We start from the raw sequence: 20,994 nt of genomic DNA, 5'->3' as shown, positions 1-20,994 counted from the left end.
CGCACACCTCAGTAAGGGAGCCTGCGCCCATGGCACGGTCGCTCGACGGCCTGGTCCTCGCCCCGGTCGCCGACCAGGCCCCCGGCCAGGTCGGCACCCGCACCCGCTTCACGTACCACGAGAAGGACGGCGCGATCTGGGCCGAGTACGCGGGCGGCGACGTCGTACGGGGGCATCTGGTGGGTACCCGGGAGGGAGACCGGCTCGACTTCCGCTACGTACAGCTCAAGTACGACGGGACGACGTCCTCGGGCCACTGCGCGTCGACCGTCGTGGAGCTGCCCGACGGCCGGGTGCGCCTCGACGAGACCTGGGAGTGGGAGTCGCAGCAGGGCAGCGGCACGAGCGTCGTGGAGCAGGTCACAGCGCAGGAAGGCTGACTGACAGGACGTCAGCTGGCTATGGTGATCCGACTATGGTGATCAGGTGAGCGAGCAGACCCGGGAAGGCAGGCCCACGACGCGGCGCGTGGTCGTCGTCGGCGCGGGCATGGCCGGCGTGCAGACCGCGGTCGCCCTGCGCGACCAGGGCTTCGACGGCACGGTGACGCTCATCGGAGCGGAACCCCACCAGCCCTACGACCGGCCCCCGCTGTCCAAGGCCGTCCTGCTCGGCACGTCCGAGGGCTCCGCCTTCGACGTCGACTTCGAGGGCCTCGGCATCGAACTGGAGCTCGGCCGCGAGGTCCTCGGCCTGCGCCCCGCCGACCACGAGCTGGACACCGAGCGCGGCCCGGTCCCGTACGACGTCCTCGTGCTCGCCACCGGTGCCGAACCGATCCGGCTGCCCGGCGCCGAGGGCGTGCCCGGGGTGCATCTGCTGCGCACCCTGGACGACGCCGAACGGCTACGTCCCGTGCTCGCCCGACAGCACGACGTCGTGGTCGTCGGCGCCGGCTGGATCGGCGCGGAGTTCGCCACGGCCGCGCGCGAGGCAGGCTGCGCGGTCACCGTCGTCGAGGCCGCCGACCGGCCGCTGGCCGGGGCCCTGCCTGCCGAGGTCGCCGCCCCGATGACCGCCTGGTACGCCGAGAGCGGCGCCGTTCTGCGCACCCACGCGCGTGTGGCGCGCGTCGAGCCCGGCGCGGTCGTCCTCGACGACGGCTCGCGGCTGCCCGCCGGCGCCGTCGTGGTCGGCATCGGCGCCCGCCCCGCCACCGCCTGGCTGGCCGGCTCCGGCGTCGAGCTGGGCGCGCACCGCGAGGTCGTGGCCGACGCGAGTCTGCGCACCTCGGTGCCGGACGTGTACGCGGTCGGCGACTGCGCCTCCTTCCCTTCGGGAAGGTATGGCGAGCGGCTTCTCGTCCACCACTGGGACAACGCCCTCCATGGGCCGCGCACGGTCGCGGCGAACATCGTCGGCGCGAGCACCGACGAGCCCTTGGCCGTCTACGACCCCGTCCCGTACTTCTGGTCCGAGCAGTTCGGCCGTTTCGTCCAGTACGCCGGGCATCACGCCGACGCCGACCGCACCCTGTGGCGCGGCGACCCGTCCGGACCGGCCTGGACGGTCTGCTGGCTGCGCGAGGACCGCCTGGTCGCCCTGCTGGCGGTGGGGCGCCCGCGCGACCTGGCCCAGGGCAGGCGGCTGATCGAGGCGGGCGCGGCCATGGACCCGTTGCTCCTCGCCGACCCGGCGAGACCGCTGAAGACGGCGACGACCCCGGCCTGAACGGCCCGGTCCGCCCCGGTCGGCCCGGTCCGAACGCCCCGGGTCCCCCGGTCGGAACGCCCTGGTCGGACCGGCCCGACTTCCGACTGTCGGTGGCAGATGGCAGGCTTGTTCCCGTGACCGAGATTGACGCAAAGACCGATGTTCTCGTCCCCGCCTGGCTCACCCTGCCCGACATCGCAGAAATGCTCGATGTCGAGGTGACGCGCGTCCGGCAGCTGGTCAAGGACGGCCAGCTCATCGCCGTACGCCGTGGCGAGAACCGCGCACTGCACGTCCCCGCCGCCTTCATCGACGAGGACAAGGTGGTCAAGGGCCTGTCCGGGACCCTGACCCTGCTGCGGGACGACGGCTTCACGGACGAAGAGATGCTGGAGTGGCTCTTCACCCCCGACCCGACCCTCCCCGGCACCCCGGCGCAGGCCCTGAGTGAGAATCGCGGCACGGAGGTGAAGCGCCGCGCCCAGGCGCTCGCCGTCTGACCCGCCGACGCCCGACGCCCCGCGTCCGGCCTGCGGTCCGACGCCTGGCGTCCGGCCTGCGGATTCGACGCCTGGCGTCCGACCTGCGGATTCGAACCGAATGACCCGGTGTACGGGGGCCGCCGGCCCTCGTACACCACCACCCTGGGGGGACTTTCGCATGCCCGACACCGCCCGCGCCCGGCTCGGCGACGCCCGGCTGTACCTCTGCACGGACGCCCGCACCCGACAGGGCGACCTCCCGGAGTTCCTGGACGCCGTCCTCGCGGGCGGCGTCGACATCGTCCAACTGCGGGACAAGGGCATGGAGGCGGCGGAGGAGCTGGAGCACCTCAGGGTGTTCGCCGACGCCTGCGCCCGGCACGGCAGGCTGCTCGCGGTCAACGACCGCGCGGACGTCGCCCACGCCGTCGGGGCCGACGTCCTCCATCTGGGCCAGGGCGACCTGCCGGTCCCCGCGGCCCGCGCGATCCTCGGCGCCGACGTCCTCATAGGCCGCTCCACGCACGCCGCGGCGGAGGCGGAGGCCGCGGCCGGTCAGGAGGGCGTGGACTACTTCTGCACCGGACCGTGCTGGCCCACCCCCACCAAGCCCGGCCGGCACGCGCCCGGCCTCGACCTGGTGCGGCACACGGCCGCCCTCGGCGCCGACCGCCCCTGGTTCGCGATCGGGGGCATCGGCCTCGGCAACCTCGACGAGGTGCTGGCGGCGGGCGCCCGCCGGGTCGTCGTCGTCCGGGCGATCACCGAGGCGGACGACCCCGGCGCCGCGGCGGCGGAGTTCGCGAAGCGGCTGAGCGAGGCGTGACCCGGTCGGGCCGGCCTCGGCCACGCGTCCAAGGGGTGGACAACAAGTCGACAATTCGGGCAAATTTCCGGCATTCGGTTGGGGGACCGCCAGCCCCTGGCTAACCTGCGGGTATGGCCCTAGGAACCGCATCCACCAGGACGGACCGCGCGCGCACCGTGCGCGACATCCTCGCGACCGGCAAGAAGACGTACTCGTTCGAGTTCTACGCGCCGAAGACGCCCAAGGGTGAGCGAAGCCTGTGGAACGCGCTGCGCAGGGTCGAGGCGGTCGCACCCGACTTCGTGTCGGTGACGTACGGCGCCGGCGGCTCCACCCGGGCGACCACGGTCAAGGAGACCCAGCAGATCGTCGTCGACACCACCCTGACGCCGGTCGCGCACCTCACCGCCGTGGACCACTCCATCGCCGAACTCCGCAACATCATCGGCCAGTACGCCGACGCCGGGATCCGCAACATGCTCGCGGTGCGCGGCGACCCGCCCGGCGACCCCATGGGTGCATGGGTGCCGCACCCGCAGGGCCTGACGTACGCCGCCGAACTCGTCCGGCTCATCAAGGAGTCGGGCGACTTCTGCGTGGGCGTCGCCGCCTTTCCGGAGATGCACCCGCGCTCCGACGACTGGGACACGGACGTCGCGCACTTCGTCGACAAGTGCCGGGCCGGCGCCGACTACGCCATCACGCAGATGTTCTTCGAGCCCGAGTCCTATCTGCGCCTGCGCGACCGGGTCGAGGCGGCCGGTTGTGTGACTCCGGTCATCCCCGAGGTCCTGCCGGTGACGAGTGTGAAGATGCTGGAAAGCCTGCCCAGGCTCAGCAACGCCCACTTCCCGGCCGCCCTGAAAGAGCGGATCCTCACAGCCAAAGACGATCCGGCCGCTGTACGCTCCATTGGCATCGACTTCGCCACGGAGTTCTGCGCACGGCTGCTGGCCGAGGGAGTGCCCGGACTGCACTTCATCACGCTCAACAACTCCACGGCGACGCTGGAAATCTACGAGAACCTGGGTCTGCACCACCCGCCGCAGGCATAGACCGGTCGCACCCACATACGACACACTGCGTAGCGGCCACTGGGAGAGGGGCGTACATGGGCTGGACGGTCCTCTACATCGCGTTCGGCATCGTCGCGCTGTGGCTGCTGGGCGAGGTGCTGCTGCAGTACAAGGCGCGACTGCGCTGGCGACTGCTGGCCTTCGTCGGCTTCCTCGGCGTCGTCCTCGGTGTCCTGATCCCGTCGGTCGTCGTCATCGCGCTGGGCGCGATCGCCTTCGCGGTCGGCCAGACCTACGTCACGCTGTCGTTCCGTCGCGGCTTCGCCGAAGGCTGGGCCTTCCGGCGCGCAGACGCGGAGGAGGACGAGGGCGCGGACCCGGAGGGCGGCCGCGGCATCCTCCCCAGGCGCCGCCGTGGCAAGGCCGAGCACCAGGACCCGACCCTCGAGGTCTCCGACCTGCAGACGGCCGAGGCCGGATTCGACGCCGGCGCGCCCTACGGCAGCGACGACATGGCGTTCGGTCAGGACAAGCACGCCTACGGCGACGACGACTACGACCGCGACGACGTCTTCACGCCCGCCGCCCGGGGCGGCGACCTCACGGCCGCCGAGACCACCTCCGTCTACGAGCCGCAGCCGCTGCCCGACGACACCGGCTCCTACGGCGTGTACAGCGACGCCGCGTACGCGGCCGCAACCGGCCAGGGTCAGCCGCAGGGCCAGCCCCAGGACCAGTACGCGACGGCCGCCCAGGGCGCGGACCAGAACTACGGGTACGACAACACCTACTCCGGGTACCACCAGCAGCAGTACGGCTACGACGCCACGGGCGAGCAGCAGTACGCCGCCTACTCCGACCCGTACATCGGCACCCAGACCTACGGCGGCGGCTCCTACGACGCCGGCTACGGCCAGCAGCAGTACGGGCAGCAGGGCTACGGCCAGGACCAGTACGGCAACGGCGGCGGCTACGGGGAGACCCCGGCCGGCGGCGTCTGGGTCCCGCAGCAGCGCAACACCGACGACCCGCTCGGCGGCGAACTCCCGCCCGAGCAGCAGCAGTACCCGTACCAGGGCGACGGACAGCAGCCGGGCCAGGGCCAGGGCAACGGCTACGACGAGCAGTATCGGTTCTGACGGCCGCGTTCCCCTGGGAGCCCGCCCGCCGGGCCGACTTGCCGTCGGCTCACCATGAACACCGGGGGCTCACTGGGAGCCCCGGAACTCCGGACCCTCCACGATCAGGCCGGACACCAGCGCGCCCGACATGCCCGCATGCGGGAGTCCGCCGCCCGGGTGCGACCAGCCGCCGACGGTGAACAGGCCCTGCAGTCCGGTGGAGTTGGCGGGATGCAGCAGCCGCCCCCCGGCCGCCGCGAGCGCCGGCGCCGGTACGGCCCCGCCCGCCGCGCCCGTCTCCCGCTCGACGTCGGCGGGGGTGCGGACCTCGCGCCACAGGACGCGGTCCTGCAGGCCGGGAACGGCCCGCTCGGCGGCGGCGAGCAGCGCTTCCACGTGCTCGTCGCGGATCTCCGCACCGGCGGGGACCACGGCAGAGAGCGTGACCGACTCGTGGTCGCCGTCCGGCGCCAGTCGCGTGTCGTCGGGCCGTAGAACCGTGACCGTCGGCTGTGCGGGCACGGACGGCGTCGTACCGAAGAGGCTCTCCAACTCGGCCTCGCGGTCCGCCGTGTGCACCACCGTGCGGTGTGCGGCACCCTCCGGCCGGGCACCGCGCAGCGCCAGCAGCACGGTCAGACGACTCGGCAGGCCCTGCTGGGGCGCGATCTCGCCCTCACCGCGGCCGGGAAGACCGGCGATGCTCCCGGGACCACCGGAGACGCTCCCGCGACCACCGGAGACGCCGCCAGGACCATGGGCAACGCCGCCGGGGGCGACCACGAAGTCCGCCTCCGCCACTGCGCCCCCGGCCAGTTCCACGCCCGCCGCCCGGCCGTCCTTCTCCAGGACCCGCGTGACCTCGGCGTCGAAGACGAACTCGACCCGGCGGGCCAGGCACCGCTCGTACACCGCGCGGGCCAGCTCCCGCAGCCCGCCTCGCACGTACCAGGTGCCGAACGCGTGCTCCAGGTACGGCAGGACGGCCGCGCTCGCCGGGGTGACCCGAGGATCGAGGCCGTACGCGAGCGCGTGGCCCTCCAGCAGCGCGGCGAGCCGCGGATCGCGCAGCTCCCAGGCGCCGACCTCGGCGAGGGTGCCCGCCCGGCGGGTGCGCAGCAGGCGCTTGTGGGGGACCGCAGGATAGGGCTCGTTGCCGGCCAGCACCGACCAGTTCGGCCACAGCGGCTCCTCCAGGAGCGGGCGACGCGTGCGGTCCCAGGCCTCGCGGGCCCGGACCAGGAAGTCGCCCCAACGCTGACCGGCCTGCGCCCCGAGTGCTTCGTCCAGAGCCGAGACGACGCCCGCGCGCGAGGCGTTCGGCAGCGACACCCCGGTGCCGTCGGCGAACAGGTGCCGGGCGGACGGGGCGACCTGGACCAGCTCGACACAGGCCTCCAGCGGCTCCTTGCCCGTCTTGACGAACAGGTCGCGGTAGACGGCGGGGAGAGGGAGCAGCCCGGGACCGGTGTCGAAGCCGAATCCCTCGCGCTCGAAGCGGCGCACCGCTCCGCCGTACGTCCCCGTGCGCTCGTAGACCGTCACCCGGTGGCCCGCCACGGCCAGCCGGGCGGCCGCCGTCAGCGCGCCCATCCCGGCGCCGATCACTGCAATCCCTGCCATGCCTGCGACTTTATCGGCCGCCACTGACAGTCACGCCGTCAGCCCGGTGGGGGCGGCCAGGGGTGCCGGGCCACGCGCCGTTCCTCGCGCCGCTGCGCCCTGCGCCGCAGGAACCGGCGGATCCGTGAGACGAGGAAGAACAGAACCAGCAGTCCGGCCAGCAGCAGAACGGCCGCGATGATCGCCGCCGCCCCCGGGTGGAACATCGCGAACGTCACGATCCCGGCGACCCCGAGATCCTCCGCGAGGCTCACGATCACGTTGCTGAACGGCTCCGGCGAGGTGTTGACCGCCATCCGGGTCCCCGCCTTGACCACGTGGCTGGCCAGCGCCGTCGAACCGCCGAGCAGACCGGCCGCGACGTCGGAGAGCGAACCGCTCTGCCCGGCGAGCAGCGCGCCCACCCAGGCGCCGGCCGACGGCCGGACCACCGTGTGCACCGAGTCCCACGCCGAGTCCACGTACGGGATCTTGTCGGCCACCGCCTCGCACAGGAACAGGAAGCCCGCGACGGCGAGCACCTCGGGGCGCTGCAACGTCTCCGGGACGTCGTCGCTCAGGCCGGCCGCGCCGAAGACGCCGAGGAGCAGCACCACCGCGTAGGCGTTGATGCCGCTGGCCCAGCCGCTGGTGCTGTGTCTTCTGGGGGACATCCCCCAGACCCCCGGCCAAGGGGAGTACGGACACGGACGCGATCGTAACCAGTCGACCGCGCAGCGTCCTGAGGATGAGTGCGCAGCCCTGAGTACACGTACCTAGGGGGTGAGTTGAGTACGCGCGCGGATGGGGACCGACCTGCGCGAACGGGAGAGTAGAGGCACGGAAAGAGGCGCGGCTCCGGCACCGGCGACACGGGGCTCCGGAACGGAGCGGCCCTCGATCCGCTCCTTCCGCCGACCAGTTCGGCGGGAGCGAGGCACGGGGGGTACCCCGGGGGAACGACCGAACGGGGGAACAACGGGGGAGACAGGGGAACGGGGGAGCACGAGGAAGCGCCGGTTCGAGGCGGCCCACGGGGGACGTGGCCACCGCGGACCGGCGCTTTCGTGTTCATGCACACGCGCGTGGACGCTCGTCGACGGCGACCAGCCTGACGGCGACCTCCCTGACGGGGCGGTCTCCCTGACGGGTCGGTCTCCCTAGCGGCGACCGCTCACCCGCCCCTGCAACAGCCGCGACAGCGCCGAGTGGACGTCGTCCAGGGACCGTTCCGGCTGGAAGGCCTGCCAGTCCAGAGCGGCCACCAGGACCATGCCGACCAGCGCGGCCGCCGTCAGCGGTACGTCGATCTCGTCGCTGAACTCGCCGTTCTCGACGCCCTCGCGCAGCACGGTCTCGACGACGGCCACCGCCTGCTGCCGGACCACCATGAGCGTCGACTGCCAGGCCCGGTTGGTGCGCCACAGCTCGGCCACGTAGAGCTGGGTGAAGGACGGGTAGCGGTCGATGAAGACGAGGCCCGCGCGGATCATCGCGTCCAGCGCGTCGACCTTGTCGCCGCCCTCCCGTGCCGTGCGCTCGGCCGCCTCCCGCAGCGAGGCGGTGAGGAGGCCCACGCCGTGCCTCAGCAACTCCTCGAAGAGGACCGACTTGCTCGCGAAGTTGTAGTAGACCGTGCCTTTCGCGACGCCGGCCCGTTCGGCGATCTCGTCCACCGTGGTCGCGGAGAAGCCCTGTTCGGCGATGAGTGTGACGGCGGCTTCGTAGAGCTTCTGCCGGGTGGCCTCGCGGCGGGTGCGGCCGCCCGGGGTGGTGCTGCTTTCCATGGTCCTGATTGTCACAGGAACCCGGCCCCCGGGGCGCCGGATCTTCACAGGCTCAGTTCCGGGTGCAGCCGGTCCAGCGTCCACACCTGGCGGCGGCGTGCCGACAGGGCGGTCAGCGCGAGGGCGCCCGCGGTGAACGCGACGAGCACCACGCACGCGTGCCACACCGGTTCCAGGCCGCCGCCCGTGATGAGCCGCCGGAGCGCCTCGACCACGTAACTCATCGGCAGGTAGGGGTGGATCGCGTTGAAGAAGTCCGGGCTGGTCTGTACGGGATAGGTGCCGCCCGCGGACGTCAACTGCAGCATCAGCAGCGCGAGGACGAGAATCCGCCCCGCCGCTCCGAAGCGGGCGTTGAGCCACTGCACGAGGGCCGCGAAGCACGCCGTCACCAGGAACAGGAAGCCCACCGTGCCGGCCGCCCGCGCCGGCTGAAGGCCGATCGCCCAGTGCAGCACGGCCATCAGAGCCGTCGTCTGCAGCACCCCGATCGCGACCACCGGCAGCCAGCCCGCCAGCGCGATCCGCCACGCCGAGCCGCCCGTGGCGAGCGCGCGCCGGTTCATCGGCGCGATCAGCATGTACGCCACCATCGCGCCCACCCACAGCGACAGCGGGATGAAGTACGGGGCGAAACCCGTGCCGTAGTTGGGCGCCTTGTGCAGATCCTGGGAGGCGAGTCGCACGGGGTCGGCCATGACCGCGGTGCGCGCGTCGCGCTGCTGCTCGTCGTAGTCGGGGATCTGCTCGGCGCCGTCGTGCAGACCGTCGGCGAGCTTGCCGGAGCCGTCGGAGAGCTTGAACATGCCGCCGTTGAGGTCCTCGGCGCCCGTCTCCAGCTTGCCGACGCCCTCGTCGAGGTCGACGGAACCCGTCTTGGCCGTGCCGAGCCCGGTGTTCAGCTTCTTGGCGCCCTTGGCGACCTTCCCGGCGCCCGTGTTCAGCGCGTTGACCTTGGTCACGGCGTCGGCGAGGTCCTCGGAGAGATGCGGGGCGCTGTCGGCGAGCGACTGCGCCTGCGTCTGGAGGGCGGCGAGGTTCGTGCTGAGCGTCGTCAGGTCGCCGTCCTGGTCGGCGATCAGCGTGTTGACGTCGTCGGCGACCTTCGCCACGTCGGCGGCCGCGTCCTTGGCCTTCGCCAGGTCGGCGCAGGCGGGGTCGGGCAGCACCTGAGCCTCGCAGCGCGCCTTGTGGACGGCGGCGAGGGTGTCCGAGGCCGTGTGGGCGCCCTCGGCGGCGGTCGGGGCCGCCTTCACCAGGGTCGCGAGGTTGTCGCGGATCACCTTGGCGGAGTCGGCGACCAGCTGGGCGGTGTCCCCGATGCTCTTCTCGTTGTCCTTCAGGAAGGGCCCCACCGCGGCGGAGAACCCGTTGACCTTGTCGGCGAGCGCCTGGGTGCCGTCCGCGACGCTCTGCGAGCCGTCCTGAAGGCTGTCGGCGCCCGTGTCGAGCTTCTCCAGGCCCTTCGCCAGCTTGCCGCTGCCGTCCTTGGCGTCGGTCAGCCCGTCGGCGAGGTCCTTGGAGCCCTTCTCGGCCTTCCCGACGCCCTCCTCGAGGTCGTCGGCCCCGTCGGCGGCCTCGGCGGTCGCGCCGTGGATGTCGGAGAACGAGACGAAGATCTTGTCCAGGAAGGACCGCGAGGCCTTCGTGGAGGCGGCCGTGCGCACCTCGCTGAAGACCGTCCGCGAGATCTGCCCGACGATGTAGTTGTTCGCGTCGTTCGTGCGCACCTGAAGGGCGCTCGTCTCGGGGGAGTCGCCCGCACTGGAGGCGATCCGCCTGCTGAAGTCGGCCGGCATGGTGAGCGACAGGTAGTACGTGCCGTCCTCCACGCCCGCGCGTGCCTCGGCGGCGCTCACCTCGTGCCAGTCGAAGACCTCGCTGTCGCGCAGGCCCTCGGTGATCTCGTCCCCGGCGGTGATCCGCTGCCCGTCGGCGGTCGCCCCTCGGTCGTCGTTCACCAGCGCCACGGGGATGCGGTCGAGCCTGCCGTACGGGTCCCAGAAGGACCACAGGTACAGCGCGCCGTACAGCAGGGGCAGCAGCAGGAGTGCGACGAGGGCGGCCCGGGGGAGCTTGCCCCGGCCGAAGCGCCGCAGTTCAAGCGCGGCCAGTCTCGGCGAGCGCATGCGCCGTCTCCTCTTCGTGCTCGGTGTCGGCCTCTTCCGGGGCCTCGGTTGACGTGCCGGCATCCGTGTCCGCGCGCGTGGAGACGGCGACGGTGGCCGTGTCCTCGGGGGCCTCGGCGCACACCGCGAGGACCGTCGTCCCCGCCTCGGCGAGGGACTTGAGCAGCGCCCAGACCTCCGCCCGCTCGGCCTCCGTCAGCTTCAGGTCGACGTCGTCGACGCCGAGCAGTGCGGGACGCCCGACGAGCGCCAGCGCCACGGACAGCCGCAGGGCTTCGAGGCGCTCCAGGTCGCGGACGGCGGTCCGCGCGCCCTTGGGCAGGGCCTCGGGGTCGAGCCCGGCGGCGGTGAGCGCGGTGTCGATCCGCAGCTTCGTCTGCGCCGTCCGCTCCGCGCGCGGGCGCAGCAACTCCCGTAGGGAGCCGCCGAACCGCCGTTGCAGCAGCGCCCGTTCGCGCAGGTGCTCGCCGACGGTCAGGGCCGGGTCCAGGTCGGTCACCCCGGCGACGTGCGCGAGCGCGCCGACCCGACGTACGGCCGCCAGTTGCTTGGGCAGCCGCGCTCCGCCCACGGTCGCCGTCCCCTCGGTGGCCTTCATCCGTCCGGTGAGCGCGAGCAGCAGGCTCGTCCGGCCGGAGCCGGAGGGCCCCTCGACCGCGATCAGCGAGCCCGGCCCCGCGTCGACGCCGATGCCTCGGAACGCCCATCCGCGCGGGCCTCGCAGTCCGAAGCCGTCGGCGGTCACACCAACTCCGTCCACAGGTTCCCCCCTGAGTTGGAACGTTTTGAACTGACTGGTCAGTGCAAAAGCTAGCCCGAACCTTCGATCGAAGCAAAAGGCCAGGTCAGAACGGATTGTCAGTGGCATACCGCACGATGAGCACATACGGCATCCCCGTATGGGGCATGCCGTCACACAGACGACAGGAGGTTCGTCATGGCCACCCACCACGCAGCCGCCGCAAACCGGCGCCGCGCCACCGGCCCTGCCCCCTCACTGACCGGCCCGGCGAGCGATGTGCACCCCGTGCTCCGTCGCACCACGGCCCCGCCCGCCGCCCTCGACCTGCTCTCCCAGGCCCGCGCCGGGCTGGAAGAGGCGGCCGTCCTCGAAACCCCCAACGAGCGCTACGCCACGGCCCATCTCGCGGCCCTGCGCACCGCCGCCGCCGTGCTCGCCGCCCGTGGGCGCCCGGATCCCTCGCCCCGTCGGCGGGCCCGCATCCGGAGCGCCTGGGAAGTGCTCCCCGAGATAGCGCCCGAACTCACCGAGTGGAGCGCGCTGTTCGCCTCCGGGGCCCGGCGTCGCGCCCGGGCCGAAGCGGGCATCCAGGGCGCGGCCACCCGCCGGGACGCCGACGACCTGATACGCGACGTGGCGATGTTCCTCCGCCTCGTCGAACGCATGCTGGTACTCCAGCCGGTCCTGCCTCAGCCCCGCCAGGATGCGGACGCCCCGGACGGCTCCCACCCGAACCGCGACCTGCCGGACACGGGCTGACGTGCCCGGCCGGACACCGGCCGACGGCCGGGGCGACCCGGTGTACCGCCGGGATCGGGCAAGGCGTCGGAGGCAATAGGGTGGAAGTCGCCTGAAGCCTTCCCTCCGCCCGCCCGTCCCTCGCCTTCCCGGCCGGGCCGGTCGGGGCCGGGGAGGCAGCCCGTTCGCTCCGCCCCGGAAGGGGCGGCGCCGCGCCGAGGAGTCAACTGCCGTGTCGGACCCGATGCGACCCCGCGCCTCTCTCCGTACCGCCGTGGTCTGGGAGGTCCTCCAGGACGCCCTCGAACGCCGGGTCAAGGCGACCGGCCGTGAGTCGCTGGACGTCCTCGACACCGGAGGCGGCAGCGGCAACTTCGCCGTGCCCGTCGCCCTCCTCGGGCACCGGGTCACCGTCGTCGACCCCAGCCCCAACGCGCTGTTCGCCCTGGAGCGCCGCACCGCCGAGGCCGGCGTCGCCGACCGGGTGAAGGGCGTCCAGGGCGATGCCCACGGCCTCTTCGACGTCGTCGAGCGCGGCGGCTACGACGCCGTCCTGTGCCACGGCGTCCTGGAGTACGTCGACGACCCGGCCGAGGGCGTCCGCAACGCGGTGGCCGCGCTGCGCCCCGAAGGCGTCCTCAGCCTCCTCGCCGCCGGCCTCGGCGGAGCCGTGCTCGCGCGCGCTCTCGCCGGCCACTTCAAGGAGGCCCGGCAGGCCCTCACCGGTCCGGACGGGCGCTGGGGCTCCGGCGACCCCGTGCCGCGCCGCTTCACCGCCGATCAGCTCACCGCCCTGGTCGAGGGCGCGGGCCTTCGGGTCGGTGCCGTGCACGGCGTGCGGATCTTCGCCGACCTCGTCCCCGGCGTCCTCGTGGACACCGAGCCCGGCGCCCTGGAGGCCCTCCTCAAGCTGGAGGAGGCCGCTGCCGAGCTCCCCGCCTTCCACTCCGTCGCCACCCAGCTTCATGTGCTCGGGGAGACGCGGGGGACCGACGGGAGCTAAGCGCCTCCCGAGGCGCACCGCTGATCAGGGCCTTGGCTGCGGATGGAGTACGCCACAGGCCCCCCGTTCGGGCGCAGCGCGCCGTATGATCGAGGGAGACCGCCCGGCATGACGGGTCGGCTGTCGGGGAATGGACACCTCAGCAGCCGGGACGTCCATGACGGGCTCCGGTTGGCCAATTGGCGTAGAGGGGCGGGTTTCACGGGGGCGATTCCCTGCCTATCCTGAAGGGACCCCCCGGGTCGCCCCGGCGACTGCACGATGAGGAGGACTCCGTGCCGCTCTCGGAGCACGAGCAGCGCATGCTCGAGCAGATGGAGCGAGCGCTGTACGCCGAAGATCCCAAGTTCGCGTCGGCGCTCGAGGGAAGCGGGCTGCGTACGTACACCCGGCGGCGGGTCTACCAGGCGGTCGCTGGCTTCCTCGTGGGAATCGCGCTCCTCATGGCCGGTATGGTCGCCAAACAGGTCTGGCTGAGCGTGGTGGGCTTCCTCGTCATGCTGGGCTGCGCGGTGCTCGCAGTGACCGGCTGGCGCAAGGCTCCCAAGCCGGGTGAACAACCCGCGGCGGGAACCGGAGCCCCGGGCGCCCAGCCCGCCCGCGGTCAGACTCGGCAGAAGCGCTCGATGATGGACCGGATCGAACAGCGCTGGCAGCGCCGCCGTGATGAACAGGGCGGCCACTGACACCGCCCACACACGAACAACGATGAGGGGGCGACCACCCGGCCGGGTGGTCGCCCCCTCAGGCGTTCGTTCCTCGAGCGTTGTGGCGCAGATGTTGTGGCGGAGACGCTGTCGCCCAGGCGTTGTCGCCCGGGCGTCGGGGCCACGCAGAGGAGCAGCCGACGCTCTTCGGCCATTCTCGGACGGCCGTTCCGCGTCGGCTGCTCCTCCTCAGCTCCTCCCCAGCTCCTCCTCAGCCCCGCCTCAGCCCCTCTTCTGCTCCTCAGCCGCTCTGCTGGCCCGACGGTCGGCGAACCAGAGTGGTCAGACGGGCCGTCCAGGACGCCTTGAGGGCCGTCCAGCGGTCGGAGAGGTCCCAGATCGCGCGGACGGCCGAACGCGGCGCCACGACGGCCCGCACGCGCGTACGCCAGCCGACCCTCTCCCGCAGGGCCGCCCGCACCGCGCGGACCTCGTCGGCCAGCCCGGTCTCGGCCCTGGGCTCAGGCGCGTACAGCACCTGTTCCACGGCGCCGGCGACCCGGTGCACCGAACGGGCCACCGTGTCGTCCAACTCGCCGATCCGGACGATCCGTGCCGCCGCCCGCCGCGGGGTCAGCGCCTCGTCCGGCTCGATGCCGTAGTCCCAGGCCGTGTCGGTGAGCTCGCGCCACACCGCCAGGACATGTCCGGCGGCCGCCGTACCGGCTTCCTGCGGCGGCACGTCCAGCAGCACCGCCGGACCGCCGGAGTCGTCCGCCTGCCGGCCCGGAGGCGGCCCGGCCGCCGCGGAGTGCTGGGCGGACGCCAGACGCACCGAACGCCGTCTCAGCCGCCACAGCATCGGCAGCAGGGGCACGGCGAGCGCCGCGAAGCCCAGCAGCGACCAGCCGGCGAGCTGGTACCAGGGGATGCCGCCGCCGTCCTGCTCGGTCGGGTCCAGCGGCAGCGCGCCCGCGCAGCCCTCGAGCTTCTTGTCGTCCGCCGAGCAGCTGGTGCTCGCCGAGGGCTCGGTCGACGGCGCGGCGTCCGCCGAGCGCGTGGCCTGCGGCAGCTCGGGGAGGGCGTCGCCCGAGGTCTCCGGGAGCGTGTACGTGGGCGTCGTGCCACGGGTCGGGGTCGGCTCGAAGCGGGTCCAGCCGACGCCCTCGAAGTACAGCTCGGGCCAGGCGTGCGCGTCCTTCAGACCGACCGCCACCGAGCCGTCCGCCTGCGGGGAACCCGGCGCGAAGCCCACCGCGACCCGCGCCGGTATGCCCAGCGTGCGGGCCATCGCCGCCATCGCGAAGGAGAAGTGCACGCAGAAGCCCTGCTTGTCCCGCAGGAAGCGGGCGATCGCGCCTGGACCGCTGCCGACCTCGACCTCGGTGTCGTACTCGAAGCCGCCCGTCACCGCGAAGTAGTCCTGGAGCTTGACCGCCTTCTCGTAGTCGCTCGTGGCGCCCTTGGTGATCTCCTCGGCCCGCTGGGCCACCACCGCAGGCAGGGAGTCCGGGACCTTCGTGAAGTCACGCTCGATCGAGCCGGGCGGCTCGGGCGCCGAGGCCAGCTGCTCCGCCGTCGGCTGCACGTCGAGGCTGGTCACCTGGTACGTCTTGCCGCTGGTGTTCTGGCCGTGGTCGCCGACCAGGGTCATGCCGACCGGCTCGTACCGCCAGTTGCCGTTGATCTGCACGCCGCTGGGCGGGTACGGCATCGGCAGCCAGTCCTGGGAGTACCCCTCGGCGGCCGCGATCCGGGTCGTGATCTCCGTGCGCTTCACGGTGGCGCCCAGCCCGGTGGGCGAGGGGAAGTCGTCCGGCACGGCGACGATGTGGCGCTTGGACGGCTTCCAGGTGGTGCCGTCGAAGTCGTCCAGGGACACGATCCGCAGGTACATGTCCGAGGTGTTGCTGGTGTTGGTGCGCAGGGTCAGGACCGTGCGGTCCTCGTCCACGTTCAGGCTGTCGCGCAGGGACACCAGCGGGTTCACCGCGGAGATCGTGCCCCCGCTGCCGTTGCCCGCGCCCACGCCTGCGCCCGCCCCGTCCAGCAGGCCGCCCTGTATGGCCGGCAGGGGCAGCAGCGGCACCACGAGGGCGACGCCCAGCGCGGCCACGCCGATGCGTCGGCCGGTGCGCACCGGGGCCACCGGACCGGGCTGCTCGCCCGGGCCGCGCGGGGCCCCGCCGAAGACCCGGCCCCACTGGGAGAGCCGCTCCCGGCCCTCGGCGAGCAGCAGCAGCAGATAGCCCGCGGCGGCGACCAGGAACCACAGCCAGTCGGCCACCCCGTCCGACAGGCCCGCGGCGACCGAGTACAGCGCCAGCAGCGGCAGGCCGGCCGGCGCGGCGTTGCGGTAGGTCACCGCCAGGGTGTCCACGGCCAGGCCGATCACCAGCACCCCGCCGATCACCATCAGCCGGATGCCGTCGGACAGCGGGGCCGGGATCGCGTACCGCCCCACGTCGTCGGCGCCCGTCTGGAGCAGGTCGCCGAAGTGGCGGAAGGCCTCCGGGCCCGGGACGACGCCGGCGAAGGCGTGCTCCCGGGCGAAGACCAGGGTCAGCAGCACCAGCGTGACCAGGGCCTGGACGGCCACGGTCAGCGGCCGGGCCAACGGCACCCGCCGGGTCGCCACGCCCACCCCGGACTGGATCGCCAGCAGGAACGCCGCCTGGAGCAGCCACGTCGCCGGTTCCACCAGGGGCAGCAGGGCGCACGACGCCATCAGCGTCGCCGCCGCCGAGCACAGCGTCAGTCGAGCCCGCCCGCTCATGATCTTCCCTCCCCACCGCTCGCCCCGCTCGCGGCCACCATGCCCGCCCCGTCGCGGTCCGCCTGGCGCCACAGCTCGTTCAGCGAAGCGCCCCGCGGCACGCTCACGGCCGTCCAGCCCGCCTCACGCAGCATGCGCAGCCGCTCCTCCTGCCTGTTCATCGGATCGGGCACGGCGTTCGGTTCACGCACCCAGCTGTCGCCGTCCAGCAGGAAGGCGACCGCGCCTCCGCTGCGCTGGCGCATCTTCGCGGCCACCGCGGCCTGCTCCTCGTCGAGATCGCCGAGGAAGGCCACCAGCAGCCCCTCGTTGCCGCCGCGCAGCACGTCGTACGACCGGGACAGGCCCGTGCCGTCGGAGTGGTCGACCACGGCGAGGGTGTCCATCATCAGTCCGGCCGCGTCCGCCGACTCCTGGCTCGGCCCGGCGAACCCGTCGGAGCCCTCGCCCGGCACCGAGTCGCCCGTGTCCGTCAGCAGCCGTACGGAGAAGCCCCGCTCCAGCATGTGCACGAGCACGGACGCGGCGCCCGAGACCGCCCATTCGAAGCCGGCGTCCGGGCCGGCGCCCTGGTAGGCCAGGGCCCGGGTGTCCAGGAGCACCGTGCAGCGTGAGCGCTGGGGCTGCTCCTCGCGGCGCACCATCAGCTCGCCGTAGCGGGCGGTGAGGCGCCAGTGCACGCGGCGCAGGTCGTCGCCGTAGCGGTAGCCGCGCGGTATCACGTCGTCCTCGCCGGCCAGGGCCAGCGAGCGCTGCCGTCCGTCGCCGTAGCCCTTGGCCTCGCCGGTGAGGCGGACCGGGGGCAGCGGCTCCACGCGCGGTATCACCGTCAGCGTGTCGAACGTGGAGAAGGCCCTGGTGAGCTCGCACATGCCGAAGGGGTCGCTCAGGCGCAGCTGGAGCGGGCCCAGCGGGTAGCGGCCGCGCAGGTCGGAACGGACCCGGTAGGACACCTCGCGGCGGCCGCCCGCCTCGACCCGGTCCAGGACGAAGCGGGGCCGCGGGCCGAGGACGTAGGGCACCTTGTCCTGGAGCATCAGCAGGCCGGTGGGCAGCCGGGAGACGTTGTCCATCCGCAGATGGACGCGGGCCTCGCTGCCGGCGGGCACGCGCGCGGGGGCGAGCCGGCGGCTGCCGGCGACCCGGTAGCGGGTGCGGTAGACGACGGCCGCGCAGATCAGCGGCAGGGCGGCCAGCAGCAGCCCGACCCGCAGCAGGTCGGGCTGGCCGAGCACATAGGCGCAGATGGCGGCCGCGATGCCGGCGGCCAGGAAGGAACGGCCGCGGGTGGTCAGACCGGCCAGGGCCGTGCGCGCACCGCCCTTGTCGCTCTGCTCGCCCCGGGCGGTGGACGGCTGCCCGGCCGCCCCGGTCGTCATCACAGCCTCCGCGACTGCTGCTGGCCGTACGCCTGCGTGCCGTGGCCCAGCCCGTACCCGTGCCGCTGGGGGGAGGAGGGCACCGGGGTGCGCTGGATGATCTCCTCGACGACCTGCTCCGCCGTGCGGCGGTTGAGCTGGGCCTGCGCGGTGGGCAGCAGCCGGTGGGCCAGGACGGCCACGGCGAGGTTCTGCACGTCGTCCGGCAGTGCGTAGTCCCGGCCGCTGAGGGCCGCCGTCGCTTTCGCCGCGCGCACCAGATGCAGCGTCGCGCGCGGGGAGGCGCCGAGTCTGAGATCGGGGTGGGTGCGCGTGGCGGAGACCAGGTCGACCGCGTAGCGGCGCACGGATTCGGCGACGTGGACCCCGCGGACGGCGTCGATCAGCTTGACGATCTCATGTGCGTGCGCGACCGGCTGGAGGTCGTCCAGGGGGCTGATCCCGCCGTGGACGTCGAGCATCTGCAGCTCGGCCTCGGGGCTCGGGTAGCCGATGGAGACCCGGGCCATGAAGCGGTCGCGCTGGGCCTCGGGCAGCGGGTAGGTGCCCTCCATCTCGACCGGGTTCTGCGTGGCCACCACCATGAACGGGCTGGGCAGCTCGTAGGTCTGCCCGTCGATGGTGACCTGACCCTCCTCCAGCGACTCCAGAAGCGCCGACTGCGTCTTCGGCGAGGCGCGGTTGATCTCGTCGCCGATCACGATCTGCGAGAAGATCGCGCCCGGCTTGAACTCGAACTCCCGGCGCTGCTGGTCCCAGATGGACACCCCGGTGATGTCCGAGGGCAGCAGGTCGGGCGTGAACTGGATCCGGCGCACCGAGCAGTCGATGGACTTCGCCAGCGCCTTGGCGAGCATCGTCTTGCCGACGCCCGGCACGTCCTCGATCAGCAGATGCCCCTCGGCGAGGAGCACGGTCAGCGAAAGCCGTACGACCTCGGGCTTGCCCTCGATCACTCCCTCCACCGAACTGCGGACACGCTCCACAGTGGCGGTCAGATCTGTGAGGCTCGCTCGCTCGTCATAGGTCGTCACCCGGCCCTCCTCGGCCCAAAACTTTCTCCGGGCCGTCGCTCTGTGCGGCAAACCGGCCCACCCCGAATCACGGACGCCACTCGCGAACTGCTCAGCGCGACGTCACACCCGCATTCTTGCTGCCGTTACCGATTCGTGTCACTCGCCTGTGGACAACTGTCCGCGATATGTCGGTGTTATGACCATTTGGGCATCCTGGAGGCGGAAATCAACAGCGAAACGACAGTGAACGACACCGCCCGCGAGCGGTTACGCGCGGTTTCGGGAGCGATTACGCGGGGTCGATCTCGCGCAGCAGACCCGTCTTCACGTCGAACACGAAGCCGCGCACATCGTCGGCGTGCACCAGGAACGGCGAGGTGCGCACCCGCTGCATCGACTGCCGGACGTCCTGGTCGACGTCCCGGAAGGCCTCCACCGCCCAGGCCGGACGCTGGCCGACCTCCATCTCCAGCTCGGTGCGGAAGTCCTCGGTGATCGCCTCCAGGCCGCAGCCGGTGTGGTGGATGAGAACGATGCTGCGCGTGCCCAGCTTGCGCTGGCTGATGGTGAGCGAGCGGATCACGTCGTCGGTGACCACACCGCCCGCGTTACGGATCGTGTGACAGTCGCCGAGCTCCAGGCCGAGCGCCGCGTGCAGGTCGAGCCGGGCGTCCATGCAGGCCACGACCGCGACGTGCAGAACGGGGCGGGCGTCCATGCCGGGGTCGGAGAAGGCGGCGGCATACCGCGCGTTCGCCTCCACCAGGCGGTCGGTCACGGTGCCGCCGCGTATGGCGCCCTCGGACTCGGTGGGTACGGATGCGGAAGTCGTCATATCCATGACGGTACTGGTCACGGCCGTTCCGGTCCTGGTGTGAGAAGGGAAAAAGAGCGTCATCACGTCTTGTTTGTGAGGTAAGCCACAAGGGTGCGGGAGGGGTGTGCGTGCCGGGCCGCGCCGCGCAGGCCGGTTGATTGACCGCGAGACAGCGTGGACTAAAGTGACGCGAAGCGGGAGGCGACGATCTCCCTGCTGGACTGAACTTCCCCGCGTGCCGCGGCAGGCCTTCCCCATACGAGAGGGCGGGGACCCGGCGGTGCGTCTTCCTGCCGGATCTGAGAGGGCCCCTTGAGCCAGAGTCGACACGTCCCGGTGATGCTCCAGCGGTGCCTGGACCTGTTGGCCCCCGCGCTCCAGGAGCCGGGAGCGGTGGTCGTCGACTGCACGCTCGGTCTCGGCGGGCACAGCGAGGCCCTGCTGACGCAGTTCCCCGAGGCCAGGCTCGTCGCCCTCGACCGGGACAAGGAGGCCCTGCGCCTGTCCGGCGAGCGCCTCGCCCCCTTCGGTGAGCGCGCTGCCCTCGTGCACGCCGTCTACGACGAACTCCCCGAGGTACTGGACCGGCTCGGCATCGCGCGCGTGCAGGGCGTCCTGTTCGACCTCGGCGTCTCCTCCATGCAGCTCGACGAGGCCGACCGCGGCTTCGCCTACGCCCAGGACGCCCCGCTCGACATGCGCATGGACCAGACGACCGGCGTCAGCGCCGCCGAGGTCCTCAACACCTACCCGCCCGGTGAACTCGTCCGGATCCTGCGGGCGTACGGCGAGGAGAAGCAGGCCAAGCGGATCGTCTCCGCGATCGTGCGCGAGCGCGGCCAGGAGCCGTTCACCAACAGCGCCCGGCTCGTCGCGCTGATCCGGGACGCGCTTCCGCAGGCCGCCAAGCGCACCGGCGGCAACCCCGCCAAGCGCACCTTCCAGGCGCTGCGCATCGAGGTCAACGGCGAACTCTCCGTCCTGGAGCGGGCGATCCCGGCCGCGGTGCAGTCGATCGCCGTGGGCGGGCGGATCGCCGTCCTGTCGTATCACTCGCTCGAAGACCGGCTGGTCAAGCAGGTGTTCGCGGCAGGCGCCGCCAACACCGCACCGCCCGGGCTGCCGGTCGTCCCCGAGCGCTACCAGCCGCGACTCAAGCTGCTCACCCGTGGTGCCGAACTTCCCACCGAGGAAGAGGTCGCCGAGAACAGGCGCGCCGCCCCGGCGCGGCTGCGCGGGGCCGAGCGAATCAGGGAGTCCATCGAATGACGGGCGTGA

19 protein-coding genes are annotated in these 20,994 nt (G+C 72.5%); 10 read left to right on the top strand and 9 right to left on the bottom strand.

What is annotated here, in order from left to right:
• Positions 1 to 29: 29 nt before the first annotated feature.
• From ACWD4O_RS06670 to ACWD4O_RS06645, 6 genes are all read left to right on the top strand, one after another.
• Positions 30 to 380, top strand: coding sequence for a hypothetical protein (locus tag ACWD4O_RS06670; protein ID WP_451278076.1), 351 nt, complete (start codon positions 30 to 32; stop codon positions 378 to 380).
• Between the two features lie 46 nt (positions 381 to 426).
• Positions 427 to 1,671, top strand: a complete 1,245-nt coding sequence (locus tag ACWD4O_RS06665; protein ID WP_451278074.1) for an NAD(P)/FAD-dependent oxidoreductase — start codon at positions 427 to 429, stop codon at positions 1,669 to 1,671.
• Positions 1,672 to 1,787: 116 nt separating this feature from the next.
• A complete protein-coding gene (locus tag ACWD4O_RS06660; protein ID WP_450946716.1) occupies positions 1,788 to 2,153 on the top strand; it encodes an Rv2175c family DNA-binding protein in 366 nt (121 codons plus the stop codon).
• Between the two features lie 160 nt (positions 2,154 to 2,313).
• Positions 2,314 to 2,961, top strand: coding sequence for a thiamine phosphate synthase (thiE, locus tag ACWD4O_RS06655; protein ID WP_451278072.1), 648 nt, complete (start codon positions 2,314 to 2,316; stop codon positions 2,959 to 2,961).
• Positions 2,962 to 3,074: 113 nt separating this feature from the next.
• Positions 3,075 to 3,998: a methylenetetrahydrofolate reductase [NAD(P)H] gene (gene metF, locus ACWD4O_RS06650; RefSeq protein WP_451278070.1), complete on the top strand. Its 924-nt coding sequence runs from the start codon at positions 3,075 to 3,077 to the stop codon at positions 3,996 to 3,998.
• A 56-nt stretch (positions 3,999 to 4,054) separates the two neighbouring features.
• Entirely contained in the window at positions 4,055 to 5,098 is a 1,044-nt protein-coding gene (locus tag ACWD4O_RS06645; protein WP_451278068.1) for an SCO2102 family sporulation regulator, read from the top strand.
• Positions 5,099 to 5,167: 69 nt separating this feature from the next.
• Here the strand turns inward: ACWD4O_RS06645 and ACWD4O_RS06640 are convergent, their stop codons facing one another.
• The 5 genes from ACWD4O_RS06640 to ACWD4O_RS06620 all read right to left on the bottom strand — a co-directional run bounded on the left by ACWD4O_RS06640 (position 5,168) and on the right by ACWD4O_RS06620 (position 11,358).
• Positions 5,168 to 6,703: a phytoene desaturase family protein gene (locus ACWD4O_RS06640; protein WP_451278066.1), complete on the bottom strand. Its 1,536-nt coding sequence runs from the start codon at positions 6,701 to 6,703 to the stop codon at positions 5,168 to 5,170.
• A 38-nt stretch (positions 6,704 to 6,741) separates the two neighbouring features.
• Positions 6,742 to 7,356 (bottom strand): DUF4126 domain-containing protein, encoded by a 615-nt coding sequence (locus ACWD4O_RS06635; RefSeq protein WP_451278064.1) that lies wholly within the window; start codon positions 7,354 to 7,356, stop codon positions 6,742 to 6,744.
• Positions 7,357 to 7,842: 486 nt separating this feature from the next.
• Positions 7,843 to 8,469 (bottom strand): TetR/AcrR family transcriptional regulator, encoded by a 627-nt coding sequence (locus ACWD4O_RS06630; RefSeq protein WP_351912500.1) that lies wholly within the window; start codon positions 8,467 to 8,469, stop codon positions 7,843 to 7,845.
• A 44-nt stretch (positions 8,470 to 8,513) separates the two neighbouring features.
• A complete protein-coding gene (locus tag ACWD4O_RS06625) occupies positions 8,514 to 10,598 on the bottom strand; it encodes a YhgE/Pip family protein (protein WP_451278062.1) in 2,085 nt (694 codons plus the stop codon).
• Entirely contained in the window at positions 10,570 to 11,358 is a 789-nt protein-coding gene (locus tag ACWD4O_RS06620) for an ATP-binding cassette domain-containing protein (protein ID WP_451278060.1), read from the bottom strand. The genes ACWD4O_RS06625 and ACWD4O_RS06620 overlap by 29 nt, the downstream gene beginning before the upstream one ends.
• Positions 11,359 to 11,535: 177 nt before the next feature.
• Between ACWD4O_RS06620 and ACWD4O_RS06615 the strand changes: the two genes are divergently transcribed.
• The 3 genes from ACWD4O_RS06615 to ACWD4O_RS06605 all read left to right on the top strand — a co-directional run bounded on the left by ACWD4O_RS06615 (position 11,536) and on the right by ACWD4O_RS06605 (position 13,767).
• Entirely contained in the window at positions 11,536 to 12,099 is a 564-nt protein-coding gene (locus tag ACWD4O_RS06615) for an SAV_6107 family HEPN domain-containing protein (RefSeq protein ID WP_450946708.1), read from the top strand.
• A 211-nt stretch (positions 12,100 to 12,310) separates the two neighbouring features.
• Positions 12,311 to 13,081, top strand: coding sequence for a methyltransferase (locus ACWD4O_RS06610; protein WP_451278057.1), 771 nt, complete (start codon positions 12,311 to 12,313; stop codon positions 13,079 to 13,081).
• Between the two features lie 275 nt (positions 13,082 to 13,356).
• Positions 13,357 to 13,767: a DUF3040 domain-containing protein gene (locus tag ACWD4O_RS06605; protein WP_351912509.1), complete on the top strand. Its 411-nt coding sequence runs from the start codon at positions 13,357 to 13,359 to the stop codon at positions 13,765 to 13,767.
• A 262-nt stretch (positions 13,768 to 14,029) separates the two neighbouring features.
• On the opposite strand, the gene ACWD4O_RS06600 is transcribed toward ACWD4O_RS06605, so the two are convergent.
• The 4 genes from ACWD4O_RS06600 to ACWD4O_RS06585 all read right to left on the bottom strand — a co-directional run bounded on the left by ACWD4O_RS06600 (position 14,030) and on the right by ACWD4O_RS06585 (position 19,797).
• A complete protein-coding gene (locus ACWD4O_RS06600) occupies positions 14,030 to 16,504 on the bottom strand; it encodes a transglutaminase TgpA family protein (protein WP_451278055.1) in 2,475 nt (824 codons plus the stop codon).
• Positions 16,501 to 17,883 (bottom strand): DUF58 domain-containing protein, encoded by a 1,383-nt coding sequence (locus tag ACWD4O_RS06595; RefSeq protein ID WP_451278053.1) that lies wholly within the window; start codon positions 17,881 to 17,883, stop codon positions 16,501 to 16,503. The genes ACWD4O_RS06600 and ACWD4O_RS06595 overlap by 4 nt, the downstream gene beginning before the upstream one ends.
• The gene (locus ACWD4O_RS06590) at positions 17,883 to 18,917 is read right to left on the bottom strand and encodes an AAA family ATPase (RefSeq protein WP_451278051.1); all 1,035 of its coding nucleotides are present in this window, start codon (positions 18,915 to 18,917) and stop codon (positions 17,883 to 17,885) included. Before ACWD4O_RS06590 ends, ACWD4O_RS06595 begins: the two co-directional genes overlap by 1 nt.
• A gap of 271 nt (positions 18,918 to 19,188) precedes the next feature.
• On the bottom strand, positions 19,189 to 19,797 hold the full coding sequence (locus ACWD4O_RS06585) for a beta-class carbonic anhydrase (RefSeq protein ID WP_398418400.1): 609 nt from the start codon (positions 19,795 to 19,797) through the stop codon (positions 19,189 to 19,191).
• Between the two features lie 231 nt (positions 19,798 to 20,028).
• Between ACWD4O_RS06585 and rsmH the strand changes: the two genes are divergently transcribed.
• Positions 20,029 to 20,985, top strand: a complete 957-nt coding sequence (gene rsmH, locus ACWD4O_RS06580) for a 16S rRNA (cytosine(1402)-N(4))-methyltransferase RsmH (RefSeq protein ID WP_451278048.1) — start codon at positions 20,029 to 20,031, stop codon at positions 20,983 to 20,985.
• The last annotated feature ends 9 nt before the right edge of the window (positions 20,986 to 20,994 follow it).

Source organism: Streptomyces sp. NPDC002623 (assembly GCF_053592635.1).
This window is presented reverse-complemented; position numbering and strand designations above follow the sequence as displayed.

Excerpts from the sequence above, each read along its gene's own strand:
- ACWD4O_RS06670 (WP_451278076.1), top strand. The coding sequence starts at position 30 with ATGGCACGGTCGCTCGACGGCCTGGTCCTCGCCCCGGTCGCCGACCAG.
- thiE (WP_451278072.1), top strand. The coding sequence starts at position 2,314 with ATGCCCGACACCGCCCGCGCCCGGCTCGGCGACGCCCGGCTGTACCTC.
- metF (WP_451278070.1), top strand. The coding sequence starts at position 3,075 with ATGGCCCTAGGAACCGCATCCACCAGGACGGACCGCGCGCGCACCGTG.
- ACWD4O_RS06645 (WP_451278068.1), top strand. The coding sequence starts at position 4,055 with ATGGGCTGGACGGTCCTCTACATCGCGTTCGGCATCGTCGCGCTGTGG.
- ACWD4O_RS06640 (WP_451278066.1), bottom strand. The coding sequence starts at position 6,703 with ATGGCAGGGATTGCAGTGATCGGCGCCGGGATGGGCGCGCTGACGGCG.
- ACWD4O_RS06635 (WP_451278064.1), bottom strand. The coding sequence starts at position 7,356 with ATGTCCCCCAGAAGACACAGCACCAGCGGCTGGGCCAGCGGCATCAAC.
- ACWD4O_RS06630 (WP_351912500.1), bottom strand. The coding sequence starts at position 8,469 with ATGGAAAGCAGCACCACCCCGGGCGGCCGCACCCGCCGCGAGGCCACC.
- ACWD4O_RS06625 (WP_451278062.1), bottom strand. The coding sequence starts at position 10,598 with ATGCGCTCGCCGAGACTGGCCGCGCTTGAACTGCGGCGCTTCGGCCGG.
- ACWD4O_RS06615 (WP_450946708.1), top strand. The coding sequence starts at position 11,536 with ATGGCCACCCACCACGCAGCCGCCGCAAACCGGCGCCGCGCCACCGGC.
- ACWD4O_RS06600 (WP_451278055.1), bottom strand. The coding sequence starts at position 16,504 with ATGAGCGGGCGGGCTCGACTGACGCTGTGCTCGGCGGCGGCGACGCTG.
- ACWD4O_RS06595 (WP_451278053.1), bottom strand. The coding sequence starts at position 17,883 with ATGACGACCGGGGCGGCCGGGCAGCCGTCCACCGCCCGGGGCGAGCAG.
- ACWD4O_RS06585 (WP_398418400.1), bottom strand. The coding sequence starts at position 19,797 with ATGACGCTCTTTTTCCCTTCTCACACCAGGACCGGAACGGCCGTGACC.